This window comes from Streptomyces sp. NPDC004266 (genome assembly GCF_042874095.1).
In the GTDB taxonomy this organism is placed as follows: domain Bacteria; phylum Actinomycetota; class Actinomycetes; order Streptomycetales; family Streptomycetaceae; genus Streptomyces.
The window spans coordinates 518,704-543,289 of the sequence record NZ_JBIAMM010000003.1; the positions used below are offsets into that span (position 1 = coordinate 518,704).

Below are 24,586 nucleotides of genomic sequence, written 5' to 3' on the forward strand. Positions count from 1 at the left end.
CTCACACGCCCGTACCGGCTCACCCGTCCGTACCGGCTCACACGTCCCGGCGGTGGACGGCGAGGAAGGCCACCACCGCCCCGCCCACCGCCCAGGCCGCGTACACCGTCCACGCCCCGCCCGCGGTCCACGGGTGGTCCACCGGCACCGGCGACACCCCCACCTCCGTGAGCCGCTTCCACGCGCCCTGCGGCAGCGCGTGCAGGAACGTCGCGCCCCAGCGGTTGCGCTCGTCCATCAGGGCCGGCAGCAGGAGCAGCACACCGGTCAGGGAGACGATCGTCGTCGCCGTGTGCCGCAGCAGCGCCCCGATCCCGAAGCCGGCGAGCGCGCACACCGGCGCGAGGAGCGCCGACGCGGCGACGGCCCGCGCCACGCCCTCGTCACCGATCGCCATGCCGACGCCCCGGCCGTCGAGCACGGCCTGCGTGGCGGCGAAGGAGACCACGGCGACCAGCGCCCCGTACGCCAGCATCACGGCGGCGAGCACCAGCGTCTTCGCCGCGACGACCGACCGGCGGGCCGGGACGGCCGCGAAGGTCGTACGGATCTGGCCGGTGCCGTACTCGCCGACGATCATCAGCGCGCCGATCGAGCCGGTCGCGAGGACGAACACCATCGCCCCGCCGAGCGTGAACGCGTCCCGCATCGCCCAGATCGGCACGAAGAGCTCCTTGATGCCGTCCGAGTAGTCCGGATAGTTGCGGTAGTCGGCGAGGGTCGCGTTGAGGTTGACGCCGAGGACGGCGACCGCGCCGACGGCGAACGCCCAGGGCGTGGAGCGGAGCGACCACAGCTTCATCCACTCGGCTGCGAGCAGGTCACGGAAACGGGCGTCCGGCATCAGCGGTACTCCACACTGTCGGCGGTGAGCTCCATGAACGCCTCTTCCAGGGAGGAGGCGCGCGCGGTCAGTTCGGCGAGCGGGACGCCCCGCCGGAAGGCGAGGAGACCGACCCGGTCCGTGTCGGCCCCGGTCACGGCGAGGCGCCCTTCTTCCCGCCGTACGGTGGCGCCCGCTGCCTCCAGGGCATCGGCGAGGCCCCGGGCGGCCGCCGGATCGACCGTCCGCACCGTCACGCTCCGGCGGGTGCCGCGGGCGGCGAAGGCAGCCGCGCTCTCGGCCGCGATGAGCCGGCCGCGGCCGATGACGACGAGGTCGTCGGCGGTGTGCTCCATCTCGCTCATCAGATGGCTGGAGACGAACACCGTCCGCCCCTCGGCGGCGAGCCGCCGGAAGAGCCCCCGCGCCCACAGCACGCCCTCCGGGTCGAGGCCGTTGACCGGCTCGTCGAAGAGCAGCACGGGAGGATCGCCGAGCAGCGCGGCGGCGATCCCGAGACGCTGTCTCATGCCCAGCGAGTAGCCGCCGATCCGGCGCCGCCCCGCCTCGGCGAGCCCGACCTCGTCGAGGACCTCGGCGGCCCGGCGGCGGGGAATGCCGTTGGTGCGGGCCAGCGCCGCCAGATGGGCCTCGGCGGTCCGGCCGCCGTGCACGTCGTGCGCGTCGAGCAGCGCCCCGACGTCCCGCAGCCCGCGCGGCAGCTCCCGGAAGCGCCGCCCGCCGACGGTGGCGGTCCCGGACGTCGGCTCGTCGAGCCCCAGGATCAACCGCAGGGTCGTCGACTTCCCGGCCCCGTTGGGCCCGAGAAACCCGGTCACCCGCCCGGGCTTCACGGAGAAGCCCAACCGGTCGACGGCGAGGCGACCGGAAGCGGAGCCCCCGAGGCGGGACGGGCCCCGGCCCCGGCCGTAGTGCTTGGTCAGTTCGTGGACTTCGATCATGCGGCCCACAGTGGCCGCCCGGCACCCCCCGGCACATCGGCCCGGCGGCCACGACACGGGCGAAGGAACGGCCCGGGGGCGTACGCCCGTGGGCCGATGCCCCCGCGGACGGCCGCGCCTACGATCACGCTCATGCCCGCCACCACGACCGACCGTCCCGCCCGCGGGCGGACACCGGCGGCCCTCGCCTGGGGCGCGGCCGTCGCACACCCCTTCCTGCTCCTCACGGCCCTGCGGACCGGCCCGTACCGCTCCACCGGGCTGCGGCTGTTCCTCACCGCCGTCGCCGTCGGCCTGACCCTGCCCCTGGCCCGCCGCAACCCGATCGCCGCCCTCGGGCTGCTGCTCACCGGGCTGTTCACGGCGGCCACCACCCGGCCGGACGCCGTGCTCCTCTACCTCCCGGTGCTCGCCGCCGACGCCGTCGTCGGCCGGATCGCCGCCACGCGCCCGCTCCGGATCCTGCTGCCCGCCGCCCTCGGCGCACTCGTCGTACAGATCGCGGCGGCGACGTACACCACCTCCGGGCAGGACGTCTTCGTCAGCACCGTCGTGGCCCTCGCGCTCGCCCTGCTCACCGCCGGGCTCCTCGGCCGGTCCGTACGTGATCGGCGCAGCCACACGGCCGAACTGCGCGCCGCGACCGCCGCCGAGGCCGTCGCCGCCGAACGCCTCAGGATCGCCCGCGAACTGCACGACGTCGTCGCGCACAGCATCGGCGTCATCGCCATCCAGGCGGGTGTCGGCCGCCGTGTCATCGACACCCAGCCCGCCGAGGCCCGCAACGCGCTCGCCACCATCGAGACCACCAGCCGGGAGACCCTCGCCGGGCTGCGCCGCACCCTGGGCGCGCTGCGGGGCGCCGCAGCCGACGGCCGTCCCGCGCCGCGCGACCCGGCACCCGGCCTCGCCGACCTGGACCGGCTCGCCGCGTCCACGGCCGCCGCGGGGGTACGGGTCGAACTGCGGCACCTCGGCAACCCCGACGCGGCGCTCCCGCCGGAGGTCGACCTCGCCGCGTACCGGATCGTGCAGGAGTCCCTCACCAACGTCGTCCGCCACGCGGCCGTGCCCACCTGCCGGGTGACGGTGGAGCGGCGCACCGACACCCTGCTCGTCGAGATCGCCGACGAAGGCCGCGCCGGCGGCGCCGCCGGCGCGGCCCCCGGGGGCGGCTACGGTCTCGTCGGGATGCGCGAACGCGCCGCGCTCCTCGGCGGCAGCCTCACCGCGGGGCCCCGGCCCGGCGGCGGCTTCCACGTCTCCGCGCTGCTGCCGCTGCCCGCCGGCCTCCCGGAAGGAACCCGCACGCCGTGATCCCGCAGATCCGCGTCCTCCTCGTCGACGACCAGCCCCTGGTCCGGGCCGGGCTGCGCGTCCTCATGGCCGACACCCCCGACCTGGCGGTGGTCGGCGAGGCGGGCACGGGCACGGAGGCGGTCGCGCTGGCCCGGGACCTCCGGCCCGACGTGGTGGTGATGGACGTACGGATGCCCGGCATGGACGGCATCGAGGCCACCCGGATCGTCACGGCGGGCCCCGGCGCGCCCCGGGTCCTCGTCCTCACCACGTTCGACGACGACGAGTACGTGTACGGCGCGCTCCGCTCCGGCGCGAGCGGCTTCCTCGTCAAGGACATGGCCCTCGACGACATCCTCGCCGCGATCCGGGTGGTGGCCTCCGGCGACGCCCTGATCGCACCGGGCGTGACGCGCCGCCTGATCGAGGAGTTCGCGGCACGGCCCGACCCCGTACGCCGCCCCCCGCGCGGACTCGACGGGGTCACCGAACGCGAACGGGAAGTGCTCACCCTCGTCGGCCGGGGCCTGTCGAACGGCGAGATCGCCGACCGGCTCCACATCAGCGCGGCCACCGCGAAGGCGCACGTGGCGCGCCTCTTCTCCAAACTGGACGCGCGCGACCGGGTGCAACTGGTGATCCTCGCGTACGAGACGGGGCTGGTGCCGTGAGGACGGGCCGGTGGTCCTCGCGCACGGGACGGCCTGGCGCCGTGACACCATCGGTCCCGTGCTCGACATCGGCTACTCCCTCTCGCGTCGCTTCCCCGACCCGCCGCAGACCGACTACCGCCACGCGGACGTCCACGCCCTGCGCCACGACCTGTTCTGCGGGGACGTGTACCTCGCCGACACGGAAACCGACCGCGAGGTGTCCACGGCCTGGGGGTGGGTGCCGGTGCTCGACTTCGCGTGGGCCCTGTGCGACATCGTCGAGCAGCTCGACCAGGACCCGCGCGGCAGCCGCGCCGCGCAGCCGCAGTACGCGGAGCTCGACTTCACCGAGTCCACGGACCGGATGCTCTTCGAGCGGCGCTTCGGGTGGGTGGACGTCGAGGCCGACTGGATGCCGGGGGACGAGCCGCCGGTCACCTTCAACCACGCCGAACTGCGGCGCGAGGCACGGGACTTCCTGCACGACCTGATCGCGGACCTCACGGACATGCACGAGGGCCTGGCGGACAACCCGACGATCTGGACCCTCCAGTCACGCTTCCCCCGGCTGCCCTAGCCGCCACACGGGGCGGGGCGGGCCGGGCGGTGCCGCCCCGCCCCGCCCCGGCCGGCGCTGGCCCACCGCCGCCGCGCGGGGTCAGTCCTCCACCCGCACCCCCAGCCGCGCCGCCAGCACCGGCGCCAGGTCCAGGAGCTGCGCCGCGGAGATCACCGCGCCCGCCAGGGACTCCACCCCCCGCGCGATCTCCAGCCGCTGCACCCCCCGCAGGTCCACGTCCGTGAGCCGCGCCCCCGTGAAGTCCACGCCCGTGAGCACGCAGTCCACGAACTCGACCCGCTCCAGGACCGCGCCCCCGAAGTCCGGCTCGCTCAGCACGCACCCCTCGAAGACGACGTCCTTCAGCTTCGCCGCCCGCAGGTTGAGGTAGTCGCTCTTGCCGCCCCGGACGACGACCCTCTCCAAGGCCGCCCCGTGCAGCTGCGCCCCGCCGAGCCGCGCCTCCACGAGCTCCACGTCCCGCAGCTGCGCCCCGGCGAGCTCGGTGCCCACCCCCCGTACCCCCGTCAGCACCGAGTCGAGGAACCGCGCCCCCGTGAGCCGCGTGCCGTCGAGCCCGCACTCCCGCAGCGCGCAGTCCAGGAACCGGGCCCCTTCGCCCGACTGGCCCGTCAGGTCGAGCCCGGCCAGTTCGAGGCCGTCGTAGTCCCCGTCCGGGTCGAGCCCGCCCCCGTACGCCTCCAGCGGGGGCAGCCGCACCTCCGGCCGCCGTGCCCCCGCCACCTTCTTCTGCCGATTCGCCATGCACCCCATCGTGACGTGCGCCACTGACAACGCCCCCGATGTCACGTCCCCGGCCCCGCCCTTCGTCCCCCGTACAAGGACCACACGAGGGAGACGGACATGCGGAAGCTCACGATCATCGGCGGCGGTTTCGCCGGACTGACCGCCGCCATCACGGCCGCCGAGGCCGGTACCGAGGTGACCCTCCACGAGGCGCACCGGACGCTCGGCGGCCGGGGCCGTACCGCCGACGGCCCGTACCGCACCAACGAGGGCCCGCACGCGCTCTACAACGGCGGCCCCCACTGGACCTGGCTGGAGCAGCGGGGTCTCGTCCCCCCGCTCGCCGTGCTGCCGACGGCCGAGGCACTCCGGTTCCGCGTCCACCTCGACGGCGCCGTGCGCCGCACCCCGCCGCTGAGCCTGTTCCGTCAGGCCCGCCGCGGCCCCGAACAGGCCCCCGTCGACCTCGACTTCCGCACCTGGGCCACCGGGCTCGCGGGCGAGCGCACCGCGCGCGTGGCCGCGGCGTACAGCGGGGTCGCGCTCTTCCACCACGACCCCGGCTCCCTCTCGGCCCGCTTCGTGCAGGAGCGGCTGCACCGGGCCGCGGCCCTGCCGCCCGAGGCGCACTACGTCCGGGGCGGCTGGGGCGAGCTGATCGAGCGGATGGCCACGCGCGCGCGTGAGCTGGGCGTGCGGATCGAGACCTCGTCCCGCGTCGACTCCCTGCCGCTCGGCGGCGGTCCCGTGATCGTCGCGACCGCCCTGCCGGCCGCCGCCCGGCTCCTCGGCGACCCGTCGGTGACCTGGGAGAGCGGCCGCACGGTCCTGTTCGACCTGGCGCTGCGGACCCGGAAGGGCGATCCGTTCGTGGTGTCCGACCTGGACGCGCCCGGCTGGATCGAACGGTTCACGGCGCAGGACCCCTCGCTGGCCCCGGCGGGGCAGCAGCTGCTCCAGGCTCAGTTGCCGATCGGCCCCGAGGCGTCGAAGGCGAACGGCGTCGCCCACGCGGAGCGGCTCCTCGACCTCGGCTTCCCCGGCTGGCGGGAGCGGACGGTGTGGCGGCGGGAGTCCGTCTCCCAGGGCCGTACGGGTGCGGTGGACCGGCCGGGCACGACCTGGCGCGACCGGCCGGCCGTCGACCGGGGCGACGGGGTGTACCTGGCGGGCGACCAGGTGGCGGCGCCGGGGGTGCTCTCGGAGGTGTCGTTCACGAGCGCGGTCGAGGCGGTGTCACTGGCCCTGCGCGCGGACCTCGTGGGCCGCCGCCACAAGCACGGCCTTGACCTCAAGCGCGCTTGAGGTCGGAGGCTGGTCGCGTCACCGCACCCGCCCGCCCGTACGACGACAGGGGAACGCCATGCACGCCGTCCGCCTCCACGCCTTCGGCCCCGCCGAGAACCTCACCTACGAGGAGACGCCCGACCCCCAGCCGGGCCCCGGCCAGGTCCGCGTCCGGGTCGCGGCGGCCGGCGTGCACCTCCTCGACACCGCCCTCCGCGAGGGCGCCACGGGCCCCTTCCCCGCGCCCGCCGCGCTCCCCACGATCCCCGGCCGCGAGGTCGCCGGCACCGTCGACGCCCTCGGCGAGGGCACCGACCCGGCCTGGCTCGGCCGGCGCGTCGTCGCCCACCTGGGCATGAACCCCGGCGGCTACGCCGAACTCGCCGTCACCGACGCCGCCCGCCTGCACGCCCTGCCCGACCACCTCGGCGAGGCGGAGGCCGTCGCCATGATCGGCACCGGCCGCACGACCCTGGGCATCCTGGGGTTCACCGAACTCGGACCCGACTCGGTCGCGATCGTCCCGGCCGCCGCCGGCGGCATCGGCACCCTGCTCGTCCAGTACGCCAAGAACGCCGGCGCCACCGTCATCGGCCTCGCCGGCGGTCCCGCGAAGGTCGCCCTCGTCGAGGCGAACGGCGCCGACCTGGCCGTCGACTACAAGCTGCCGGACTGGCCGGAGAAGGTCCGCGCGTACCTGACCGCCGGGAACCGCGCCGCGACCGTCGTCTTCGACTCGGTCGGCGGCGACACCGGCCGCGCCGCCGTCGACCTGCTCGGCAAGGGCGGGCAACACCTGGTCTTCGGCTGGTCCGGAGCCGGACTCCACGACGGCGAACCGCTCACCTTCACCGAGGAGGAGCTCACCGCCCGCGGGATCACCTCGGAGTCCGTCCTCGGCCCCGTCATGATCCAGAAGGCGGGCGGCGACATCCGCACCCTCGAACTCGCCGCCCTCGACGCCGCGGCCACCGGCACGCTGCGCCCGGCGGTCCACCGCTTCCCCCTCGCGCAGGCGGCGCAGGCCCATCGCGCCCTGGAGAACCGGGGCACGACCGGCAAGGTGGTGCTCGTCCCCTGAGGGTCAGACGCCCAGCACGTCCCAGGAGTGCGCCTTGAACTCCTTCGTGAAGTCGGGGTGGTCCTCCCACATCCGGGCGATGGAGCGCAGCACGTCCCAGTTGTGCTCCAGCGCCTGGTCGACGACCTGCCGCAGCTCCGGCGCCGTCTCCCGCTTCTCCACCAGCCCGTTCACCGCCGACGCGGCCTGCACGGTGTAGCGCAGGGCGCGCAGCGCCCGCGACGTGTCGTCCATGCCGAATCCGTGGTCGCTGCCGTTGGCGGGGTCGAAGAGCGGCGTCAGCCGCGCCTCGATGAAGCCGGTGATCCGCTGGAACCGCTGCTCAATGTCCATGCCCCCTTCCTACACCGTCGCTCCGCCCAGCTCCGCCAGGGCCCCGTCCGTCAGCCGGTAGACCGTCCACTCGTCCTGCGGACGGGCGCCCAGGGACTCGTAGAAGTCGATCGAGGGCTTGTTCCAGTTCAGGACCGACCACTCCAGGCGCTCGTAGCCGCGCTCGACGCAGATGCGGGCCAGCTCGCGCAGCAGGGCCTTGCCGTGGCCGCCGCCCCGGGCCTCCGGGCGGACGTACAGGTCCTCCAGGTAGATGCCGTGGACCCCGCGCCAGGTCGAGAAGTTGAGGAACCAGAGCGCGAAGCCCACCGCCTCGCCCGTCTCCGTCTCGGCGATGTGCGCATAGGCGGCGGGCCGCTCGCCGAACAGGGCCTCGTGGAGCTGTTCGGGGGTCGCACGGACCTCGTCGAGGGCCTTCTCGTATGCGGCGAGGTCACGGATCAGGGCGTGGACGACGGGGACGTCGTCGGGCGTGGCTGTACGGATCATGGGCCCAGCCTGCCCCGGGTCAGGCCCTTCTGGCCAGCAGGATCCGCGCGAGGGCGACCTGCTCGGGGTCGAGGCCGGGCTCGCCGTCCTCGACGTCCCACAGGCCGTTCTGCAGGACCCGGCCCAGCGTCCAGGCCACGGCACGGCGCCGGTCCCCCACGACCTCGGCGAGCAGGTCGAACCGCCACAGCGCCTCGTCCGGATCGAAGCGGTCCATGAGGGCCGGGAGCAGGTCGAAGCCCGGGTTCCCCGCCAGCGGCTTCGGGTCGATCGCCAGCCAGGGCTCCCGCCCGCCCGCCAGGACGTTCCCGAAGTGCAGGTCCCAGTGGAGCAGCCGGTCGCCGGGCTCGCCCGCCACCTCCCGTACGGCCGCCGCGCAGTCCCGCAGCACCGCCGCGTCGTCCGCGCCGAGCAGGGCCGTCGCCTCCGGGACCTCGGCGAGCATCCCGGCCGCGATGTCCGCGAGCGTCCGCAGCCCCTCCGGGGCGGGGACGGCGACGAGCCGGGCGAGGAGGTCCGCGACGATCCCGAGCGCCTCGCGGGTGTCCGCGACCGTGGACAGCGGCCGGGCCTCGTCGAGCCGTTCCAGGAGCATCGTCCCGGTCGCGGCGTCGTGATCGAGGAGCCGCACCGCGCCCGCCCCGTCCCAGACGCGCAGGCCGACGGGCTCCCCCTCCGTCTCCTCGTCGAGGAGCTGCATCTTGAGGGCGGCCCGCACACCGTCCCGCTCCACCGGCAGCACCAGCGAGGCCACCCCGTGCATCGAGGGCCCGGTGACCCGCAGCCCCCACCGCCCCAGGAACTCCTCGGCCCGCCCGGGCAGCCCGTCGACGAACAGCCGCCCGGCCTCGCCGTTGTACTTCACCTGCGAACGGGCCAGTTCCTCCGGTACGCGGATCACCCGACGACCCTAGACGCCGAACGCCCGCCGATCGACCCCGTATCCACGGAACCCGCGCCACCGGTAACCTCCCGCCCACGCACCCGGAAGAGGGATACACATGAGCACGGTCAACGGCGGAATATCGTTCTGGTACGCGCAGGAGGGCGCCCCCGCGCCCCGCGAACCGCTCCCCGGCGACACCGGCGCCGACGTCTGCATCGTCGGCGGCGGATACACGGGACTGTGGACCGCCTACTACCTCAAGAAGGCCGTCCCCTTCCTCAACATCACCGTCCTCGAAGCCAAGTTCTGCGGCTACGGCGCCTCCGGCCGCAACGGCGGCTGGCTCTACAACGGCATCGCCGGACGCGACCGCTACGCCCGGCTCCACGGCCACGAGGCCGCCGTCCGCCTCCAGCAGGCCATGAACGCCACCGTCACCGAGGTCCTCGACGTCTGCGACGCCGAGAAGATCGACGCCGACCAGCACCGCGGCGGCGTCCTGGAGGTGGCCCTCTCCCCCGCCCAGCTCGCCCGCCTCAAGGCCTTCCACGCCGCCGAGCTCGCCTTCGGCGAGACCGACCGCGAGCTCCACGGCGCCCGCGAGACCGCCGAACGCGTCCGCGTCGCCGGGGCCGTCGGCTCCTCCTGGACCCCGCACGGCGCCCGCCTCCACCCGGTCAAGCTCGTCCAGGGCCTCGCGGCGGCCGTCGAGGCCCTCGGCGTCACGATCCACGAGTCGACCCCCGTCACCGAGATCAAGCCGAAGCACGCGGTCACCCCGTACGGCACCGTCCGCGCCCCGTACGTCCTGCGCTGCACCGAGGGCTTCACCGCCTCCCTCGCCGGCCAGCGCCGCACCTGGCTCCCCATGAACTCCTCGATGATCGCCACCGAGCCCCTCACCGACGCCCAGTGGGAGTCCATCGGCTGGGCCGGCCGCGAGACCCTCGGCGACATGGCCCACGCCTACATGTACGCCCAGCGCACCGCCGACGGCCGCATCGCGCTCGGCGGCCGGGGCGTCCCGTACCGCTTCGGCTCGAAGACCGACAACGACGGCCGCACCCAGCCGCAGACGATCGAAGCCCTCCGCGAGATCCTGATCCGCTTCTTCCCGCAGCTCGCCGGCGTACGGATCGACCACGCCTGGTCCGGCGTCCTCGGCGTCCCCCGCGACTGGTGCGCCACCGTCACCCTCGACCGCTCCACCGGCCTCGGCTGGGCCGGCGGCTACGTCGGCTCCGGCGTCGCCACCGCCAACCTCGCGGCCCGCACCCTCCGCGACCTGATCCAGCAGGACTCGGGCCAGTCGGGCCCCACCGACCTCACGGCCCTGCCGTGGGTGAACCACAGGGTCCGCAAGTGGGAGCCGGAACCGCTGCGCTGGCTCGGCGTCCAGACCATGTACGCCGCCTTCCGGGGCGCCGACCGCCGCGAGACCACGACCCACACGGCCACGACGGACCGCGTGGCCCTCCTGGCGAACCGCCTGAGCGGCCGCTGAGAGAGGCGTCGGGCGGGGCGCCGTGTGGGGGCCCGCCTGCGTGAGGGCGCCGCGTGCCGCGTAAGGGGCCCGCACGCAGGGGCGCCGCGTGAGGGTCCCGCCTGCGTGAGGGCGCGCCCCTTCACGCAGGCGCGGCCCTTCACACAGGCGCGGCCCTTCACACAGGCGCGCCCCTTCACGCAGGCGTGCCCCTCACGCAGGCGCGGCCCCCATCCGGCGAACGGACCTACTCCACCTCGATCCCGAAGTCCCCCACGAGCTCCTCCAAGCCGCCCCGGTACCCCTTCCCGCCGAGGACGAAGTCCCAGTCCCCGCCGGCCCGCCGGCGGAACGACCCGAGGACGAGCGCCTTCTCCCCCGGCCGCCCGTCGGACACCTCCAGCCGGTCGAGCTCGGCGCCCGAGTCGTCCCGCAGCCGTATCCCGGCCTCCGTGAACCCGCCCAGATCCGCGTCGGGGTTCACCTCCGGGTCCACGGCCGCCACCAGGACCAGCCGGTCCGCCCGCGCGGGCAGCGCGTCGAAGCCGACCCGCACGGCCGCGCGGTCCCCCGGCGCGGCCGCCACCACGGCGACCGAACCGTCGGGCGTCGCGGGGTTGTTGAAGAAGACGAACCACTCGTCGCCGAGGACCCGGTTCCCGGCGCAGACCAGCGCGCAGACGTCGAGGGCGGCGGCCCCCGACCACACCATCCCGAGCAGGTTGAAGCCCTCGGCGGCCTCGGCGGGAGCGGACACGGGCGCGGCCACGGGCGCCGCCGCCGGGGCGGCCCCGCCAAGCCGGCCCCGCAGACCGTGCTGGTGCAGCAGGTCCACCAGCTCGGTCCCCGATATCAGCGTCAGCGGCTTGCCGTTGGCGAAGGTGTACGAGCCCGGACCGAACCTCGACGTCGTGACGAGGACGCCCTTGTTGGCCCCCTTGTCCTGCACGGTCCCGAACAGATCCCGTACGGCGCTCGGCGGCACGGTGTTCCGGTACCGCTTCACCTGCACCACGATCGACCCGCCGCTGATCGGATCGGGATCCAGCGCCTCCACGTCGACCCCGCCGTCGCCCGACCGCTGCGTCGTCACCGCCTGGAGGCCCCGCGCCCGGAACAGCTCGGCCACGAGCCCCTCGAAGGCGATCGGGTCCATGGCGAGCAGGTCCGGCTCCTCGCCGTCCCCCTGGAACACCACGTCCGACCCGACCTGGCCCGGCACCCTCAGCGGCTCCACCGCCACCCGCTCCTCGGGCTTCGCCGACAGACGGCCCCCGAGCGCCCCCGTCAGGCACTCCACGGCCCCCACCAGCTCCAGGTTCAGCCGCTCGAAGGCCTGCCGCTCCACGACCACGGACGCCACGCACACCCGCGCGTCCAGGCCCGTCGCCGGGTCCACCCCGCTCACGTACCCGTTCAGGGCCACCCCGTCGAGCGCCCCGAACCGGTCCGCGGCGAACAGCTCCCGCACCGCGAGCAGCGCGCTCTGCGCCAGCACGTCCCGGTACAGCGCCCGCCGCTGCGTCACCGGCCGGGGGACCTCCTTCTCCTGGTCGGTGCTCGGCAGGTACTTGACGCCCTTGGCCTCCGGAACCACCTCGTACCCGGGCAGGTCCCAGTCGAGGACGAGCCCGCGCCCGGCCCGGTCGTAGGCGGCCGACACCTCGCGGGGGAACCCCTCGGGCCAGGCGGTCGACGCGAACAGCACGGCGGAGAAGTACTCGACGACCGTGCCGGCCTCCCCGCTCCGCAGGGCCTCGCCGGTCCCGTCGATCCCGCTGTTGTGGGCGCGTATCTCGGCGAGCCGGGCGGCCGCCCAGGCGTCGTACTCCCGTCGGTACGCGGCGAGTTGCTCGACCCTCCGCGCCTCGGCGGCCTGTGCCGCGTACCAGTCGTGCTCGAACCGGGCCCGCGCGTCCCGCTCGGCCTGGGCGCGCCCGGAGGGCGTCCAGGCGGACTGCGGCTGGTAGAAGCGCTGATCGGGCATGGCGACGGGCTCGGCGAGCGGGCCGGGCGAGAAGGGCTCGACGTCCTCGGCGCGGCGCAGGGACTCCACGGAGAAGGCGGGCGCGCGGCAGCCGGCCGCGAGCAGCCCCTCCAGGAGGGCGACCTGCTCCTCCAACTCGCGGGTGCGCCGCAGGGCGTCGGCGTCCCGCTGCTGCCGGTAGGCGGCGCGCTGCTCCCGTTGCGTCCGGGCGACGTCCCGCTCGTACGCCCGCTGCGCCCGCTCGGCGTCCCGCTGCTGCCGCAGCACCGCCTGGTGCTGTCCTTCCCGCTGCCTCTGCGCCACCCGCTGCTGCTCGGCCCACACGCCGATCAGCCCACCGGAACGCCGACTCATCCGCGCACCCCTCCCACGACCCCGACACCTGCACGCCCCCGTGTCGCACAAGTGTCCCTGACGGCGGCGGGCCGGGGCACGAGAACGCCGGAGTGCCCCCGACGTCGTGCCCCGACCCGCCGGGGGTCAGCCGAGCGGCAGCGTCGCGGTGCGGCTCTCGCTGTACGGGGAGTGGTTCCCGGCCTCGTCGTAGGTGCGGGCCCGGTACTCGTAGGCGACGCCGTCGGCGGCCTGCGGGGCGCAGACGGTGGCCTCGGCCGGGTCGAGGCGCGGGTCGTACTCCTCGTGCAGGACGACCGACCAGGTGGACGCCCCCGCCGCGCGGCGCGTGATCTCGAAGCCGGAGAAGTCGCGGATCGGGGCGGGGGTCCAGTCGGTGGCGGTGGCCCGCACCCCGCCGGCGCAGGAGCCCAGGGTCAGGTCCGGGGCGGAGGCGGGGGCGATGCCGTCGGGGATGTCGAGCCACAGCTCGTTGAGCGCGGTGGCGTCGAGCCAGTTCGGGTTGTACGTGGTGGTGCCGCCGTCGTTGGTGACGAGGACGCGGTAGTGACGGGTCTCGCCGTCGGCGGCGACGGGGGCGGTGGTCCAGGTGTTGCCCTTGGTGGTGCCGAGGGGGACCCAGACGTAGGAGCCGTCGACCTTGTCGTTGCTCAGGACCGTGTAGTGGTCGAAGTGCGGCTCGGTGTTGAGGGGCCACTTCAGGGTGACCTTGCGGGTCGCCTTGTCGAAGGTGCCGGTCAGGGAGGTGACGACGGGCAGCGGGCGCACGATGACGTCCGCGCTGCCGGCCGAGACGTTGCCCGCCTTGTCCCTGGCGCGCACCTCGTAGTAGTAGGGCGTGCGGTCGTCGGGGTTCACCAGGGGGTCGGTGAAGCTGCGCGCGGTGGTGGAGGCGGTGACGGTCGTCCAGGTGCTGGAGCCGACGGCGCGCCGGTGCAGGGAGTACCCGGCGAGGTCCATCTCCTTGTTGCCCGCCCAGGAGACGGTCGTCCGGCGGGAGGTGGTGTTGTAGGCGGTCGCCACGCCGGTGGGGGCGAGCGGCTTCACCTTGTCGTACGTGGCCGAGGTCCGGGGCGCGTAGGCGAAGTTGACCTTGGCGGCGCCGCTCCAGTTCACGTGGTCGACGCGGACGGTGTGCCGGCCGGAGGGCACGGTGAGGTTGACGCTCCGGGAGCGCGCGGTGTCCCCGGTGTTCGCCCACAGGTCGATCTTGCGGACGCCGTCCACGTAGACGCGGACTCCGTCGGTGGCGGACACGGCGAACGTGAAGGGCCCGCCGGAGCCGAAGTCGCGGGACACCCACCAGCGGACACCGAAGTTGTTCGCGGCCACGCCGGCGGCCGGGCTGCCCGCCCAGCTCTCGGCGACGACGGCGTCGCAGTCGGTCTTCACGGGCGTCCCGGAGAACGAGGCGTTGTTGTAGAAGGTCCGCATGGGGACGTTGGTGGGGCAGACGACACCGGCGGCGGCCGCCTGCGGGGCGACGACCACCAGACCGCCGAGGACGACGGCGGACATGACGCCACCGCCGAGAGCGGCGACGAGACTCTTCGAGGACACGGGAACCCTTCGGACAGGACAGAGGAAACGCTCAGCACGAAGACTCCCGACCCACCCCGAAGGTTGCCCCCGGCCCGCCGCCCGGTCGGACACGGAAGGAACACACCGAACGCGCAGAACCGTGCTGTCCGCAGGAGGCGGAGGCCATGAAGGACGAAGCGAAGGCACTCGCGGTGGTGTGGGGGTGTCGGCTGTTGTCGGGGGCGAAACACGAAGCTCCCGCTTCTTCGCTTCGGCTTCCTTCTTCGGAGCCCCGCGCTTCGGCTGGGTCACACCCCATCCTCTCCCTGTGGGGGACTCGTACGGATCCTGGCAGCGTCCAGCCGACGCCAAGGCCGAGGAAGGCGCACACGGGTGCGCGGTGAGGCCCACGGCTCCGGAGGCCTCGTGCGTCTCCCGTGTTTTCGCGGGTCGGGAGTTCGCGCGGGGCTTGCCGGGCGGCCTCGGTCCACGAAGGGTCCGCAGGCCGGCCCTCCACCGGGTTCGGTGCGCCGGCAGGAAGTGAGCTGTTGCCCGCGCTCATAGCTGCGCTCTCTTTCGGGCTAGCTCCGAACGGCCTGTTTCCGGGCGCGACCGTACTGTGGTGCCATGAGCTGGCTCCCCGAGCCGGGCGCTGGCCGTGAGCCCCAGCCGCTGACGGCGGAACCCGACGAGGCCCAGGCCAGAGTCGGCAAGCGCCGCCTGGACGACGTTGCCAAGATCCTGGCCGGCGCCCTGGTCGCCGTCGCGGGAATCATGACCACCCTCGGCTTGACGAGCGATGTGGTCTTCGTCGCCCTCAACAACGAGTCCTGGCCCATCTACGTCGCCTCCCTCTGCGCCATTCTGGCCATCACATGCAGCGTCGTGGCCCTGCTCATCCACCCCACCCGCCGGGGCAACGTTTGGGAGACCGTGGTCCTGGTGCTGGGGGTGGTCTTCTACATGACGGCATTGAGCGTGGCCGTCGTCGGCGCTGCCCAGGCGGCGGGCGGAAACGGGCGCCCGAACGTCACTGCCGTCGTCATCGAAGGCCACAGACCCGATCTGAAACTGAACTTCGACGTCCACGCGGACGGTGTCGACCGGTGGGCCACCATCGACGTGTTCGTCAATGGCGTGGACAAGGACGGAGAACCCGTCGGGGGCGAAAATCTGTACGAAGGCACCCTCCGGCCCAATGACAAGGGCGAGGTCGCCCAGCGCGTCAGCGTGCCCGTCTCGGTCCCGCAGAACGCGTGGGGTATCCAGGTCACCGCACAGTCTGCGGGGGGCGGGGAGAAGTGCGAGGTCCGTTCATCGCGTGGTCCCACCTGCGTGACACTCAAACTGCCGTAGCCCGCCGCGACCGGCCACACCGTACCCGACAGGAGACGCTGGTGGGCGCCCCGCATCGCATCGCCTTCGAGCAGTATCCGGACCTCGACCAGCTCCTCTGGCCCCCGTCCGACTCACCATCACGCGACCAGCTCAACGAGGCGCCCAGGGAGAAGAAACCGACCGCAGCAGTCAGCGCGGTCCGGGGAATCGAGCCGCGCAGCTCCGAGGCCTCCCCCGAGTGCCCAGCGGGAAGAGGTGTGGCACGACGGCGAAGCCGTCGATGGGGGCGTCTACCAATCGCGCCACTTGTCCGTGAGCTCATGTCGCCCGAGCCCGTGCCGGGCGGTCAGCGCCGCCACGTCGACGCCGTGCTCAGTCAGAGCCGTGTCGATGTAGTCGCACAGCGCCTCACGTTCATCCGTCTCGTAGCCGCAGTGGGTGTCGTCGACGGCATTCAGGGCCAGGACGACGCGCTCGACCACGGCGAAGACTTCGACATCCTCTGCGCTGTTCAGCCCGGCCACGTCCGCGTCGAAGGCGTCGAGGACGGTGTCAGTCGCCACCAGGAGCTCATCCGGGTACAAGTCGGCCATGCAAGCGCAGCCGGGATCCAGGGTGCCGGCAGCCAGTTGCTCGGCCTCACGGCCTATGCCCTCGCGCCAGCTCGTTGTCGGTCTCTCAGCCATGGCGCGGACCGTACAACGCGCCTCTGACAGCAGGTCTGCTGCGCGATCACGGCATGAGCCGGGGAACCGCCCGGTACCCGCACGTGGAAACGTCGCCTGAACTGCGGGAACGGCCGTAATCGCGCTGGCATCCCCCGGAGGCGTCCCGCCGGCCCGAAGTGGTCGTTCTGATGCGTTCTGGGCAGCTCACCCCGTGACCCGGGTTCGCTGGTCGATGGGGCTGGACGGGTGCAGTTCGGACCTGGCTCCGGTGCCCTCGGCCGGAGCGGCGCGTCGCCGGGTTACACATGGGCCTGCGCCTCGGCGCGGGGCGTGCCGGTGCCCTTCACGGCCCGGGACCCGACGACTGGAAGAGCACCATGGCAAAGCGCGACCCTCGCACCCGCACCGGCCGGAGCCCGCTACGTCGCGGGCTCGTGACCGCCGTGCTCGCAGCCGGCATGCTGACGGCTTCGACGCCACCCGGATACGGGACCGACGCGGCCGGTCCAGCCCCCGGCCCACAGTTCACGCCGTTGACGGCGGCGGTGATGACCGAACCGACGCCGTTCCATGCCACGGACGGCAGGACGCACCTCTCGTACGAACTGCTCACCACGAACGCACTGCCCAGCAGCACGCAGGTGCGCCTCGACCGTGTCGAGGTCCGGGACGCCCGCACACACCGGGTGGTGGGCTCGCTGAGCGGGCAGGCGCTGGCCGATGCCGCCAATCCCGTGGGTGATCCCCTGCCGGGCGCGGACGGGTACACCCCGGCGCCCCCGGGGCCCACGCCGACCGTCATCCCGGGCTCCCAGGAGTGGGTCATCTGGCTCGACCTGGCTCTCGACCGAGGTCAGCGGGTGCCCAAGGTCCTCGAACACCACCTCTCGGGTGCTGTCGTCACCGCCTCCGGTTCCTCCCCGTTCGAGGAGACGGTTCAGATCACCCCGACCGGCCGCACCGCGCCGATGAACCTGAACGCGCCGGTCCGCCCCGGCACCTGGTACTCCAGCGAGTCGTGTTGCGGCAACACCCACCACCGGCGCGGCCTCGGCCCGATCAACGGTCGCTTCGACGTGCCGCAGCGCTTCGCGATCGACTGGTACCGGGTCGGCGAGCAAGGACAGACCTGGGAAGGCGACCCCGCGCGGCTCACCAGCTACCTGAGCTACCGGCAGCCGGTGGTCGCCGCGGCCGGCGGCAGAGTGGTGGAGGTCCAGGACGGGATCCCGGACAACGCGCCGCCCGTCACCCCACCGGTCCCGCCGATCGAGGAGACCGTCGGCAACCACGTCACCCTGGAGGTCGCGCCGGGCCGCTATCTGCTCTACGCCCACCTGAAGCCCGGCTCGCTCATGGTCCGGGAAGGCGACCGCGTCGAACCAGGCCGGGTTCTCGGGCTGATCGGCAACAGCGGCAACTCGACCACGCCGCACCTGCACTTCCAGGTGATGACCACAGCCGAGTTCTTCCCGACCGACAGCCCGCCGTTCACCTTCCGGGAGTTCCGCGTCGTCGGACAGGTCGAACCCCGCATCTGGGACGACAACCTGGGCCTGCAGCCGACCGGCGTCCTGCCGATCACGCCCTCGCCGTACGAGGGCCCTCACCGTGCGCGGTATCCGCTCGACCGCGAGGTGCTGGAGTTCTGACCGGATTCCGGTCGCGCGGACGGTCGAGACACCGACAAGGCCCAGGTCGCTGACCTGGGCCTTCGTATCTGAGCGGATGACGGGAATCGAACCCGCGCCATGAGCTCGGGAATCACCGAGCTGTGACGCCTGATAGGTGCTGTGAACTGCGGAAACGGCCGCCGAGCCGAGCCGTGCGGCCCTTGCGAGTCCCCGTTGTCATCCGTGGTTCCCCGTCCCACCTGGCACGGAAACGGCACGACGACCTCTTCGTCCCGAAGCAACTCGGGCGGGCGCTCTGCCATGTGCTGCTGCGCCCCTCACCTGTGCTGATGGTCCGCAGACGTTCGTGCTCGTCTGCCGATGTCCGTTGTGGAGGAACGGATTCACGCGGGCCTCCTGGGGGACCATCCAGGCCTGGCTGTTCCGTCCCGGGAGGTCGTGGACGAGCGAGCCAGGTCTCGGCCGAGGGATCTTGAAGGGGTGTGACCCAGATGCGCCAGAGACCCGCCAGAACGTGATCTTGGCCTGCTGAGTGCCTGCCGCTGTCGGGGATCTTGGTGATGACGGTCGGCCATGCCCTCGACATCTCGGTCTCCAAGATCCCCGACCTCGTCACCCGCGATCAGCTCTGCGTCTCCTCGCGGCGTCCGATAGCGGCCGCATCGGGTACGACGAGCAGCTTGCCGGTGGTACGCCGAGCCTCCAGGTCGCTGTGGGCCCGGGCGGCCTCGGACAACGCGTAGCGGCCCGTCACGGTGACCTCCAGCGCCTTGGAGCGCACCCACTCGAACACGTCGGCGGCCCGTCGGAGCAGTTCGGACCGATCGGCGATGAAGTGCCCGAGGCTGGGCCGGATCAGGGTCAGCGAACCGCCGTGGGCGAGCCGCATCGGATCAAACGGAGGCACGGCACCACTTGCCGCGCCGAAGAGCACGAGATGGCCGCGGGGTCGCAGGCTGGCGAGGCTCGCATCGAAGGTGTGCGCGCCGACGCCGTCGAAGACGACCGGCAGTCCCTGACCGTCGTTGAACCGCCTCACCTCGGCTGCGAGATCGTCGACCTCGGAGGAGAGGATCACCTCGGCGGCCCCGGCACGCTTCGCCAGCTCGGCCTTCGCCGTGGTCGACGTCGTGCCGATCACCCTGCCGCCGAGATGGGTGACGAGCTGGGTCAGAAGCAGCCCCATGCCACCGGCGGCCGCATGCACGAGCACCGTGTCGCCCTCCTGGACCGGGTAGGCGTCCTTGACGAGATAGTGCGCGGTCATGCCTTGGAGGAGCACGGCGGCGGCTGTCTCGAAGCCGATGTCGTCGGGCAGCGGCACCAGCCGGGAGGAGTCCACGACGGCCCGCTCGGCATACGTGCCGGGAATCTCCACCCAACCGACCCGGTCCCCGACTGCGACGTCAGCGACGCCGGGTCCGACTTCGACGACCGTGCCGGCGCCCTCGGAGCCCGGGGTGAAGGGCAGCGGGAGGCTGTACCGGCCTTCGCGGTGGTAGACGTCGAGGAAGTTGACCCCGGATGCGGCGACCTCCACGACCGCCTCGCCCGGACCCGGCCGCGGCTGGTCCACCTCGGCCTCCTGGAGCACCTCGGGACCGCCCACTTCGTACACCTGAATCGCTCGCATGACCCCCACCAACCCCGTTGACGGCGATCCGATTCCCGGCAAGCAGACCGGCCCGCCGCCCCCGCCGAGAGCCGAGACGCATCCTTTGCACCCGGGTCCGGGACGGGAGACCGAGGCCGTCAGCGCAGGCCCGGGCGACGGGCCGCGCGCGTTGCGCCGTGCGCGGCGGGTGCCTTGACGAGGTGGAGAAACCCGTACCAGCTCGCTTCGGCTTCGCGCTCCGGACCACTACTCGACGGTGATGTCTTCGTAGGTGATCGTCACCTGCTCCGTCGCGGTCCCGGACTCGGAGGCTCCCAGCGAGGGCCCCTCCCAGCGGGACGCCCAGGCGTTGCCGAGGTGGATGCGGCGGACGGTCTGCTTCTGCGCGTCCTTCCATGCGATCGTGAGGTTCTGACGGGCGGAGTCGAGGTCGGCGTCGACCAGAGCGGCCTTGATCCAGTCGGTGAACGCGGTGCTCTTGTCCATGCCACGGGTGATCGTGATCTCGCCGGTCCTGCGCGCCCCCGGCTGCTTTCGAACGATCAGCTCACCGGTCGAGGAGACCTGCCGGGTCTCCACCACGTCCTGCTCCAGAGTGAGCCCCGAGACGTCCTGGACCGTCTCCACCTGGAACTTGCCCAGCTCGATGGCGAAGGTAGTGCTGCTGAAGGTGTCACCGGTCAACACGTTCCCTCCCTCCACTGCTCATGACTGAAGGGCCGGTGGTCGTCTTCTCCGGCCCGCTGCGCGTATGCCTAACCTCATGAGCATGAGGAGGTCACATGATCCACCCGCCAGGCTTAGCGGGTGGGAGTGAGGGCCTGACCCTCACTGTCTCGCAGCAGACGGCTCGTGAATCCGCCTTGGCGGAGACGTTCGTATGAGGCGATCACTGCGGCGGGTGCCGCCGATGGAGACGACGTGGTCCTGAAGCGTCATGGGGATCGAAGCGCTGACGATCTCGACGTCGGGCCACAGCTTCCTCGCCGTGGCGTACGCCCGTCGCTCCTCGGAGGGCTTGCCGATCAGCAGGGCAAAGGAGCTCCCGGGAGAAGCGGATGTTCTCTCCGGTGTTCCGGGCCCGCGGTTCCACCACCACCGCTGAGGCGGGGACGCCCAGTTCGATCGCTCGCTCCTGGCAGTACAGACCGGCTGCCGATTCGGAAGCGGCCCGACCGGCGCCGACCATCGCCGTTGATGTCACCCGCAGATGTCGAAGACCCCCGACCAAGATCGGTCGGGGGTCTTCGCGTTTCCCACCTGGAGCCCCCTGTCGGGTTCGAACCGACGACCCCCGCTTTACAAGAGCGGGAGGACGCCCCTGGGCTTGACCTGTACAAACGCTGCGGGAGCTGATCGACATCTCAGACCCCGGCACCGCCCCTCGTTCCCCGTGGTTCCCCGCACGATCTGGCACGGATGTGGCACGGCTTTCGCCGCCATCTGTCAGTGCCTCGGGATAGCGTTCACCTGCGCGCGGTTGGCTGCTCTCACTTGCCGAACACGTGCGGGAAGGGGCACAGCTCCATGGGTGCATCCGGTTGATCGGCCCAATGCCACCAAAGCTGCCGGTCTGGGCACCGCCACAGAGCGCGGCATGTCCGCTTGCCGTCCTCCTGCCGCTGCATGAGCGCAAAGCCGCCCGATTTCATCGGCTGAGCACACTCGGGGCAGATGGGAGGTCCGCTAGGCATGCCGCGCACCATACCCAAGAGATCACGAGCTTAGGAATCACCGAGCTTGGAGCCCGTTGCCCCCCGCTGGCCAGGGAAAACGGGTGTCGACGCGCCCCCTGGGGCTCCTTTGCCGCACCGGCGTTGACCGCTGTTGCCCAACCCATCTGGCATGCGACTGCGAGGCGCCTGGCCGAGAACGAAGCGGCGGGCCTCAGCAGCCGAGCAACGTCTGAGGTCCGCCCGCGTATCGTTCGAAACCCCTTCGGACTGTTGGTGCTGTAGGCCACACTGGGCGTCTGTGAAGCCGAGGGGGAACCATGACGAATCCGTATCTCAACGCGCCCATCCAGGCTCGCATGTACGCGACGACCGTCCACAAGGTTGTCTGGGTCGTCGCGGTCGTGGCGTCGGCCGGCCTGCTCGCCCCACCTCTGTTCTTCATCGCAGCCAAGAAGCACGTGGTCACCATGGTGGTTCCGGCTGCGTACGCGGCAATCATCTACGGGTCGGCCATTCTGGGATCGATCCTCGGTAACCCGAAGAACTGGATGGGTGGCGTTCTCGCGATCACGATGATCGTTGCTGCAGTGCATGCCGCGATTCTTGATGCGGACTGGAAGCCGGGGCGGTAGCGGTCGAGAAGCACCATCAACTCGCCGAGGCGGTTCAGCACAGAGGTCGCACCAAACCGCCTCCCGCAAGTCGCCACACGATCTAACACAGGTGTGGGGGACCTCTGCGTCCCGAAGTAACTGGGTGGCAACGCTGCTTTGGGCTACTGCGCCCCTCACTTGCACTGATGGTCCACAGATGTTCACGCTCGCCCGCCGCTGTTCCTCGGCCTTGCCAGGCAGGGAGACACTCACTCGGGGTACTGCTAGAGCGGCAGCGTGGCCGCATTCGTCAGCCCTGCAAGTGATTGGCCCATGCAGCCTTAATCTGCTCACCCTGCTCGGCCGTAATGATCCCAGCGTCCATCGCCACGGCCACGAGATCGGTACCAGCTGCCAGCTTGAGAGCGTTGAAAGCATCATTCATGCGGTCGGTGCTCCGCGGTGTACCGACGTGACCCAGCTCCAGGTCACCGGGGAGGAAGTTCGCTACCTCGCCGTCGTGGTCCTCGAACGCGGCCTTGTCCATCCTTACGTGGACCCGCTTGGTGCCTACGGTGACGACGGTCCCGTGTGACCTGTGGTGGTACAGGGGTCTGTCGCTTGGCACTCTGACAGTGACCTTGTCTCCCACCTTGAAACTGCTCAGGGTGCGTGTACTACCGAGCATGTGAGTCCCCCTCTGGACATTGGGTGATGCGACACTTCGTTCAGGCCACTCTGCCTACAAGCACACCTCGGCCAGGCTTACCCGGTCCCTCTTAGCCACTCCGAAGGCGAGACCGCTGCGACTCCCACATGCACCCCCGCCTGCGCTTGCAACCAGTCTGCCGCCGATGGTTCAGCCGATGAGTGGTGGGCCCTACATAGAGAACTCCGCGCACACCATCAGATGAAGGTCTGATGATGCTTCTGAAATTTCCTCTAGAATGTCCCGCTGCTTCACGTCTTTCGGGAGAGGGGATGGCGCACCTTGGACCTCATCACACCAGTCGGCAACATGATAAAAGATTGCTCCGGCCAGATCTGAAACCTCCGATTCACCCCAAGCTGATTGAAAGTCAGCTATAGCGCCGATTGCCCATGCACACTTACTCGCCGCATTCGACCTGCTGGTTTCAACTTCTTCATGCGAGGAGGATCGGCGGGACTTGATTTCCGCATGCTCCACCTCGGCCGGGATCCACTCTGCGAACCTTCCTCTTAGCTCCTGGTAGGCAGCGAGCATGTCGGCTTGCCCGCCTCGACTCGCAAGACTGATCGCCAGCAGGGGATTCAAGTCCGCCTTATATTGGCGCATGGCTTTTCGATCTATTGGGCTATGCGGATCGTCAAAACGCGTGTGACACGTCGGACATAGGGCAATCAAATTCTTGAACTCATGTTTTTGCACCTTCGCCCACGGAATGATGTGCGCGATCTCTACGGGCGTGGACTTGCAAGTCGGAATCGCGCAGCGATGACCGGCCTCAATGAGTACGCGGCGACGTAGCTCGCTCGGAATTTTAGGTCTCGACGTTGCCATGCCATGCATGCTAGCCATGCGACTGACAGTTAGTCTCGATTTCTACAGCAAGCCTCCCCAGCTCCCATCCCGTCTGCCGTCGACCCGCACACCGTGACGCGGGCCCGGGTCCCGGTGTCAGACGACACGCTCCTCCGCCACGGTGATACGGGCACCGACGCGGAGCGACCACACCGGCCTCCGCCGCATCGCGGCAGCAGCTGCTCCCCGCCCGCCCATCCCCGGTGGTGCGGTCGCCTCACGCTCCCGTCATCCGTGACGGCGGGGGTACGGCGCCACGCCCTCCTCGGGCCCGGCAGTCGGCCGGCCGTGCGCAAGAGGCCACCCCTCCCTCGCTGCTGGCCGTCTTTTAGTTGCCCGCATTGGCCGCGGTCGGCAGCGTTCGTGGCTACGCGTGCCATGTGACGGTTGCCGTGCTTGAAGGCTTGCTTCGACTGCCCATCAACCCGAGCCGTAGGCGTGCGGACGGCGGCCGGGCTGGAGCGGGGCGCAGACAGGAGCGCAGGCCCGGGCGACGGGCCGCGCGCGCCGCGCCGTGCGCGGCGGGTGCCTTGATGAGGTAGAGAAACTTGTAACAACTGCTCCAGCTAAGTGTTGAGCTCAAGGAGGTCAGGGTGTTGTTCATCGGACCATCCGCCCTTCGGCACCTCCATGAGCGTGAGAGCTCCATCCTCTGCCTCGAGGACTCTCACGAAGATCCCGCTGTTGTCCTCGCCGGGAAACACAACGGAGAAGTAGGGGTCCATCTCCATCAAGAAGTCCCAGCCCTCCCGCTGGGCCGTGTCCAGGACATGGGTATGCCGACCGGTTGCCTGCCACATGCCGGTCGTGTTGACGGTGTTGGCGATGTCGATGGCGTACTTCTCAAGGCACGTCGCGTGGTTAGCCCACCATTCCAGGCTCGCCTGACCCACGAATCGATCCATGCGCACACTATGCACGGCGCTCCGGCCGGGCGGGCAAGTTCGTGCGGCTGCCGACTGTCGCAGACCAGGTCAGGTCACGAGACAGAGTTGCACGCGGCACGGGTCTGTCCGGACCGCCAGACAGCCACG

At 71.5% G+C, this 24,586-nt stretch carries 24 protein-coding genes and 1 tRNA gene; 9 read left to right on the top strand and 16 right to left on the bottom strand.

Features of this window, described 5'->3' with window-relative positions:
• Positions 1–37 precede the first annotated feature (37 nt).
• Entirely contained in the window at positions 38–844 is an 807-nt protein-coding gene (locus ACFYUZ_RS10425) for an ABC transporter permease subunit (protein ID WP_389307506.1), read from the bottom strand.
• Complete coding sequence (locus tag ACFYUZ_RS10430; protein WP_389307508.1) at positions 844–1,785, bottom strand: ATP-binding cassette domain-containing protein; 942 nt, start codon at positions 1,783–1,785, stop codon at positions 844–846. Before ACFYUZ_RS10430 ends, ACFYUZ_RS10425 begins: the two co-directional genes overlap by 1 nt.
• 132 nt (positions 1,786–1,917) lie before the next feature.
• Between ACFYUZ_RS10430 and ACFYUZ_RS10435 the strand changes: the two genes are divergently transcribed.
• From ACFYUZ_RS10435 to ACFYUZ_RS10445, 3 genes are read left to right on the top strand one after another with little or no spacing between them, the layout of a single operon-like run.
• A complete protein-coding gene (locus tag ACFYUZ_RS10435) occupies positions 1,918–3,102 on the top strand; it encodes a sensor histidine kinase (protein ID WP_389307510.1) in 1,185 nt (394 codons plus the stop codon).
• Positions 3,099–3,755 (top strand): response regulator, encoded by a 657-nt coding sequence (locus tag ACFYUZ_RS10440; RefSeq protein WP_389307512.1) that lies wholly within the window; start codon positions 3,099–3,101, stop codon positions 3,753–3,755. The genes ACFYUZ_RS10435 and ACFYUZ_RS10440 overlap by 4 nt, the downstream gene beginning before the upstream one ends.
• 58 nt (positions 3,756–3,813) lie before the next feature.
• Entirely contained in the window at positions 3,814–4,314 is a 501-nt protein-coding gene (locus ACFYUZ_RS10445; RefSeq protein ID WP_389307771.1) for a hypothetical protein, read from the top strand.
• An 81-nt stretch (positions 4,315–4,395) separates the two neighbouring features.
• On the opposite strand, the gene ACFYUZ_RS10450 is transcribed toward ACFYUZ_RS10445, so the two are convergent.
• The gene (locus ACFYUZ_RS10450) at positions 4,396–5,061 is read right to left on the bottom strand and encodes a pentapeptide repeat-containing protein (RefSeq protein ID WP_389307514.1); all 666 of its coding nucleotides are present in this window, start codon (positions 5,059–5,061) and stop codon (positions 4,396–4,398) included.
• A gap of 99 nt (positions 5,062–5,160) precedes the next feature.
• Between ACFYUZ_RS10450 and ACFYUZ_RS10455 the strand changes: the two genes are divergently transcribed.
• Both ACFYUZ_RS10455 and ACFYUZ_RS10460 read left to right on the top strand, forming a co-directional pair.
• A complete protein-coding gene (locus ACFYUZ_RS10455; RefSeq protein WP_389307516.1) occupies positions 5,161–6,348 on the top strand; it encodes an FAD-dependent oxidoreductase in 1,188 nt (395 codons plus the stop codon).
• 58 nt (positions 6,349–6,406) lie between these two features.
• Entirely contained in the window at positions 6,407–7,411 is a 1,005-nt protein-coding gene (locus ACFYUZ_RS10460; RefSeq protein ID WP_389307518.1) for a zinc-binding dehydrogenase, read from the top strand.
• A 3-nt stretch (positions 7,412–7,414) separates the two neighbouring features.
• On the opposite strand, the gene ACFYUZ_RS10465 is transcribed toward ACFYUZ_RS10460, so the two are convergent.
• From ACFYUZ_RS10465 to ACFYUZ_RS10475, 3 genes are read right to left on the bottom strand one after another with little or no spacing between them, the layout of a single operon-like run.
• Positions 7,415–7,744 carry a hypothetical protein gene (locus ACFYUZ_RS10465; protein WP_030691147.1) on the bottom strand — a complete coding sequence of 110 codons (330 nt, stop codon included), beginning with the start codon at positions 7,742–7,744 and terminating at the stop codon, positions 7,415–7,417.
• A 9-nt stretch (positions 7,745–7,753) separates the two neighbouring features.
• A complete protein-coding gene (locus ACFYUZ_RS10470; RefSeq protein WP_389307520.1) occupies positions 7,754–8,233 on the bottom strand; it encodes a GNAT family N-acetyltransferase in 480 nt (159 codons plus the stop codon).
• 19 nt (positions 8,234–8,252) lie between these two features.
• A complete protein-coding gene (locus ACFYUZ_RS10475) occupies positions 8,253–9,134 on the bottom strand; it encodes an aminoglycoside phosphotransferase family protein (RefSeq protein ID WP_389307522.1) in 882 nt (293 codons plus the stop codon).
• 100 nt (positions 9,135–9,234) lie between these two features.
• Here ACFYUZ_RS10475 and ACFYUZ_RS10480 point away from each other — a divergent pair, with 100 nt between their 5' ends.
• Positions 9,235–10,623, top strand: a complete 1,389-nt coding sequence (locus tag ACFYUZ_RS10480) for an NAD(P)/FAD-dependent oxidoreductase (RefSeq protein ID WP_389307524.1) — start codon at positions 9,235–9,237, stop codon at positions 10,621–10,623.
• Positions 10,624–10,849: 226 nt separating this feature from the next.
• Here ACFYUZ_RS10480 and ACFYUZ_RS10485 read toward each other — a convergent pair whose 3' ends face one another.
• Complete coding sequence (locus ACFYUZ_RS10485; RefSeq protein WP_389307526.1) at positions 10,850–12,943, bottom strand: restriction endonuclease; 2,094 nt, start codon at positions 12,941–12,943, stop codon at positions 10,850–10,852.
• Between the two features lie 126 nt (positions 12,944–13,069).
• Positions 13,070–14,503 carry a PA14 domain-containing protein gene (locus ACFYUZ_RS10490; protein ID WP_389307527.1) on the bottom strand — a complete coding sequence of 478 codons (1,434 nt, stop codon included), beginning with the start codon at positions 14,501–14,503 and terminating at the stop codon, positions 13,070–13,072.
• 588 nt (positions 14,504–15,091) lie between these two features.
• On the opposite strand from ACFYUZ_RS10490, the gene ACFYUZ_RS10495 reads away from it, so the two are divergent.
• Positions 15,092–15,820 carry a hypothetical protein gene (locus ACFYUZ_RS10495; RefSeq protein WP_389307529.1) on the top strand — a complete coding sequence of 243 codons (729 nt, stop codon included), beginning with the start codon at positions 15,092–15,094 and terminating at the stop codon, positions 15,818–15,820.
• 272 nt (positions 15,821–16,092) lie between these two features.
• On the opposite strand, the gene ACFYUZ_RS10500 is transcribed toward ACFYUZ_RS10495, so the two are convergent.
• On the bottom strand, positions 16,093–16,488 hold the full coding sequence (locus tag ACFYUZ_RS10500) for a hypothetical protein (protein ID WP_389307531.1): 396 nt from the start codon (positions 16,486–16,488) through the stop codon (positions 16,093–16,095).
• Between the two features lie 530 nt (positions 16,489–17,018).
• On the opposite strand from ACFYUZ_RS10500, the gene ACFYUZ_RS10505 reads away from it, so the two are divergent.
• Complete coding sequence (locus tag ACFYUZ_RS10505; protein ID WP_389307533.1) at positions 17,019–18,122, top strand: M23 family metallopeptidase; 1,104 nt, start codon at positions 17,019–17,021, stop codon at positions 18,120–18,122.
• Between the two features lie 604 nt (positions 18,123–18,726).
• On the opposite strand, the gene ACFYUZ_RS10510 is transcribed toward ACFYUZ_RS10505, so the two are convergent.
• The 4 genes from ACFYUZ_RS10510 to ACFYUZ_RS10525 form a co-directional block, all read right to left on the bottom strand.
• Positions 18,727–19,737, bottom strand: coding sequence for a quinone oxidoreductase family protein (locus ACFYUZ_RS10510; protein ID WP_389307772.1), 1,011 nt, complete (start codon positions 19,735–19,737; stop codon positions 18,727–18,729).
• A gap of 228 nt (positions 19,738–19,965) precedes the next feature.
• On the bottom strand, positions 19,966–20,406 hold the full coding sequence (locus tag ACFYUZ_RS10515; RefSeq protein WP_389307535.1) for a phage tail protein: 441 nt from the start codon (positions 20,404–20,406) through the stop codon (positions 19,966–19,968).
• 202 nt (positions 20,407–20,608) lie between these two features.
• Positions 20,609–20,908 (bottom strand): YdcF family protein, encoded by a 300-nt coding sequence (locus ACFYUZ_RS10520; protein WP_389307773.1) that lies wholly within the window; start codon positions 20,906–20,908, stop codon positions 20,609–20,611.
• 72 nt (positions 20,909–20,980) lie between these two features.
• Positions 20,981–21,046 (bottom strand) — tRNA-Thr (locus ACFYUZ_RS10525).
• 666 nt (positions 21,047–21,712) lie between these two features.
• On the opposite strand from ACFYUZ_RS10525, the gene ACFYUZ_RS10530 reads away from it, so the two are divergent.
• Complete coding sequence (locus ACFYUZ_RS10530) at positions 21,713–22,027, top strand: hypothetical protein (RefSeq protein WP_389307537.1); 315 nt, start codon at positions 21,713–21,715, stop codon at positions 22,025–22,027.
• 271 nt (positions 22,028–22,298) lie between these two features.
• Here the strand turns inward: ACFYUZ_RS10530 and ACFYUZ_RS10535 are convergent, their stop codons facing one another.
• The 3 genes from ACFYUZ_RS10535 to ACFYUZ_RS10545 form a co-directional block, all read right to left on the bottom strand.
• A complete protein-coding gene (locus ACFYUZ_RS10535; RefSeq protein ID WP_389307538.1) occupies positions 22,299–22,676 on the bottom strand; it encodes a hypothetical protein in 378 nt (125 codons plus the stop codon).
• A 192-nt stretch (positions 22,677–22,868) separates the two neighbouring features.
• Positions 22,869–23,531, bottom strand: a complete 663-nt coding sequence (locus ACFYUZ_RS10540; protein ID WP_389307540.1) for an HNH endonuclease — start codon at positions 23,529–23,531, stop codon at positions 22,869–22,871.
• A 587-nt stretch (positions 23,532–24,118) separates the two neighbouring features.
• On the bottom strand, positions 24,119–24,457 hold the full coding sequence (locus ACFYUZ_RS10545) for a hypothetical protein (RefSeq protein ID WP_389307542.1): 339 nt from the start codon (positions 24,455–24,457) through the stop codon (positions 24,119–24,121).
• Positions 24,458–24,586: the final 129 nt, after the last annotated feature.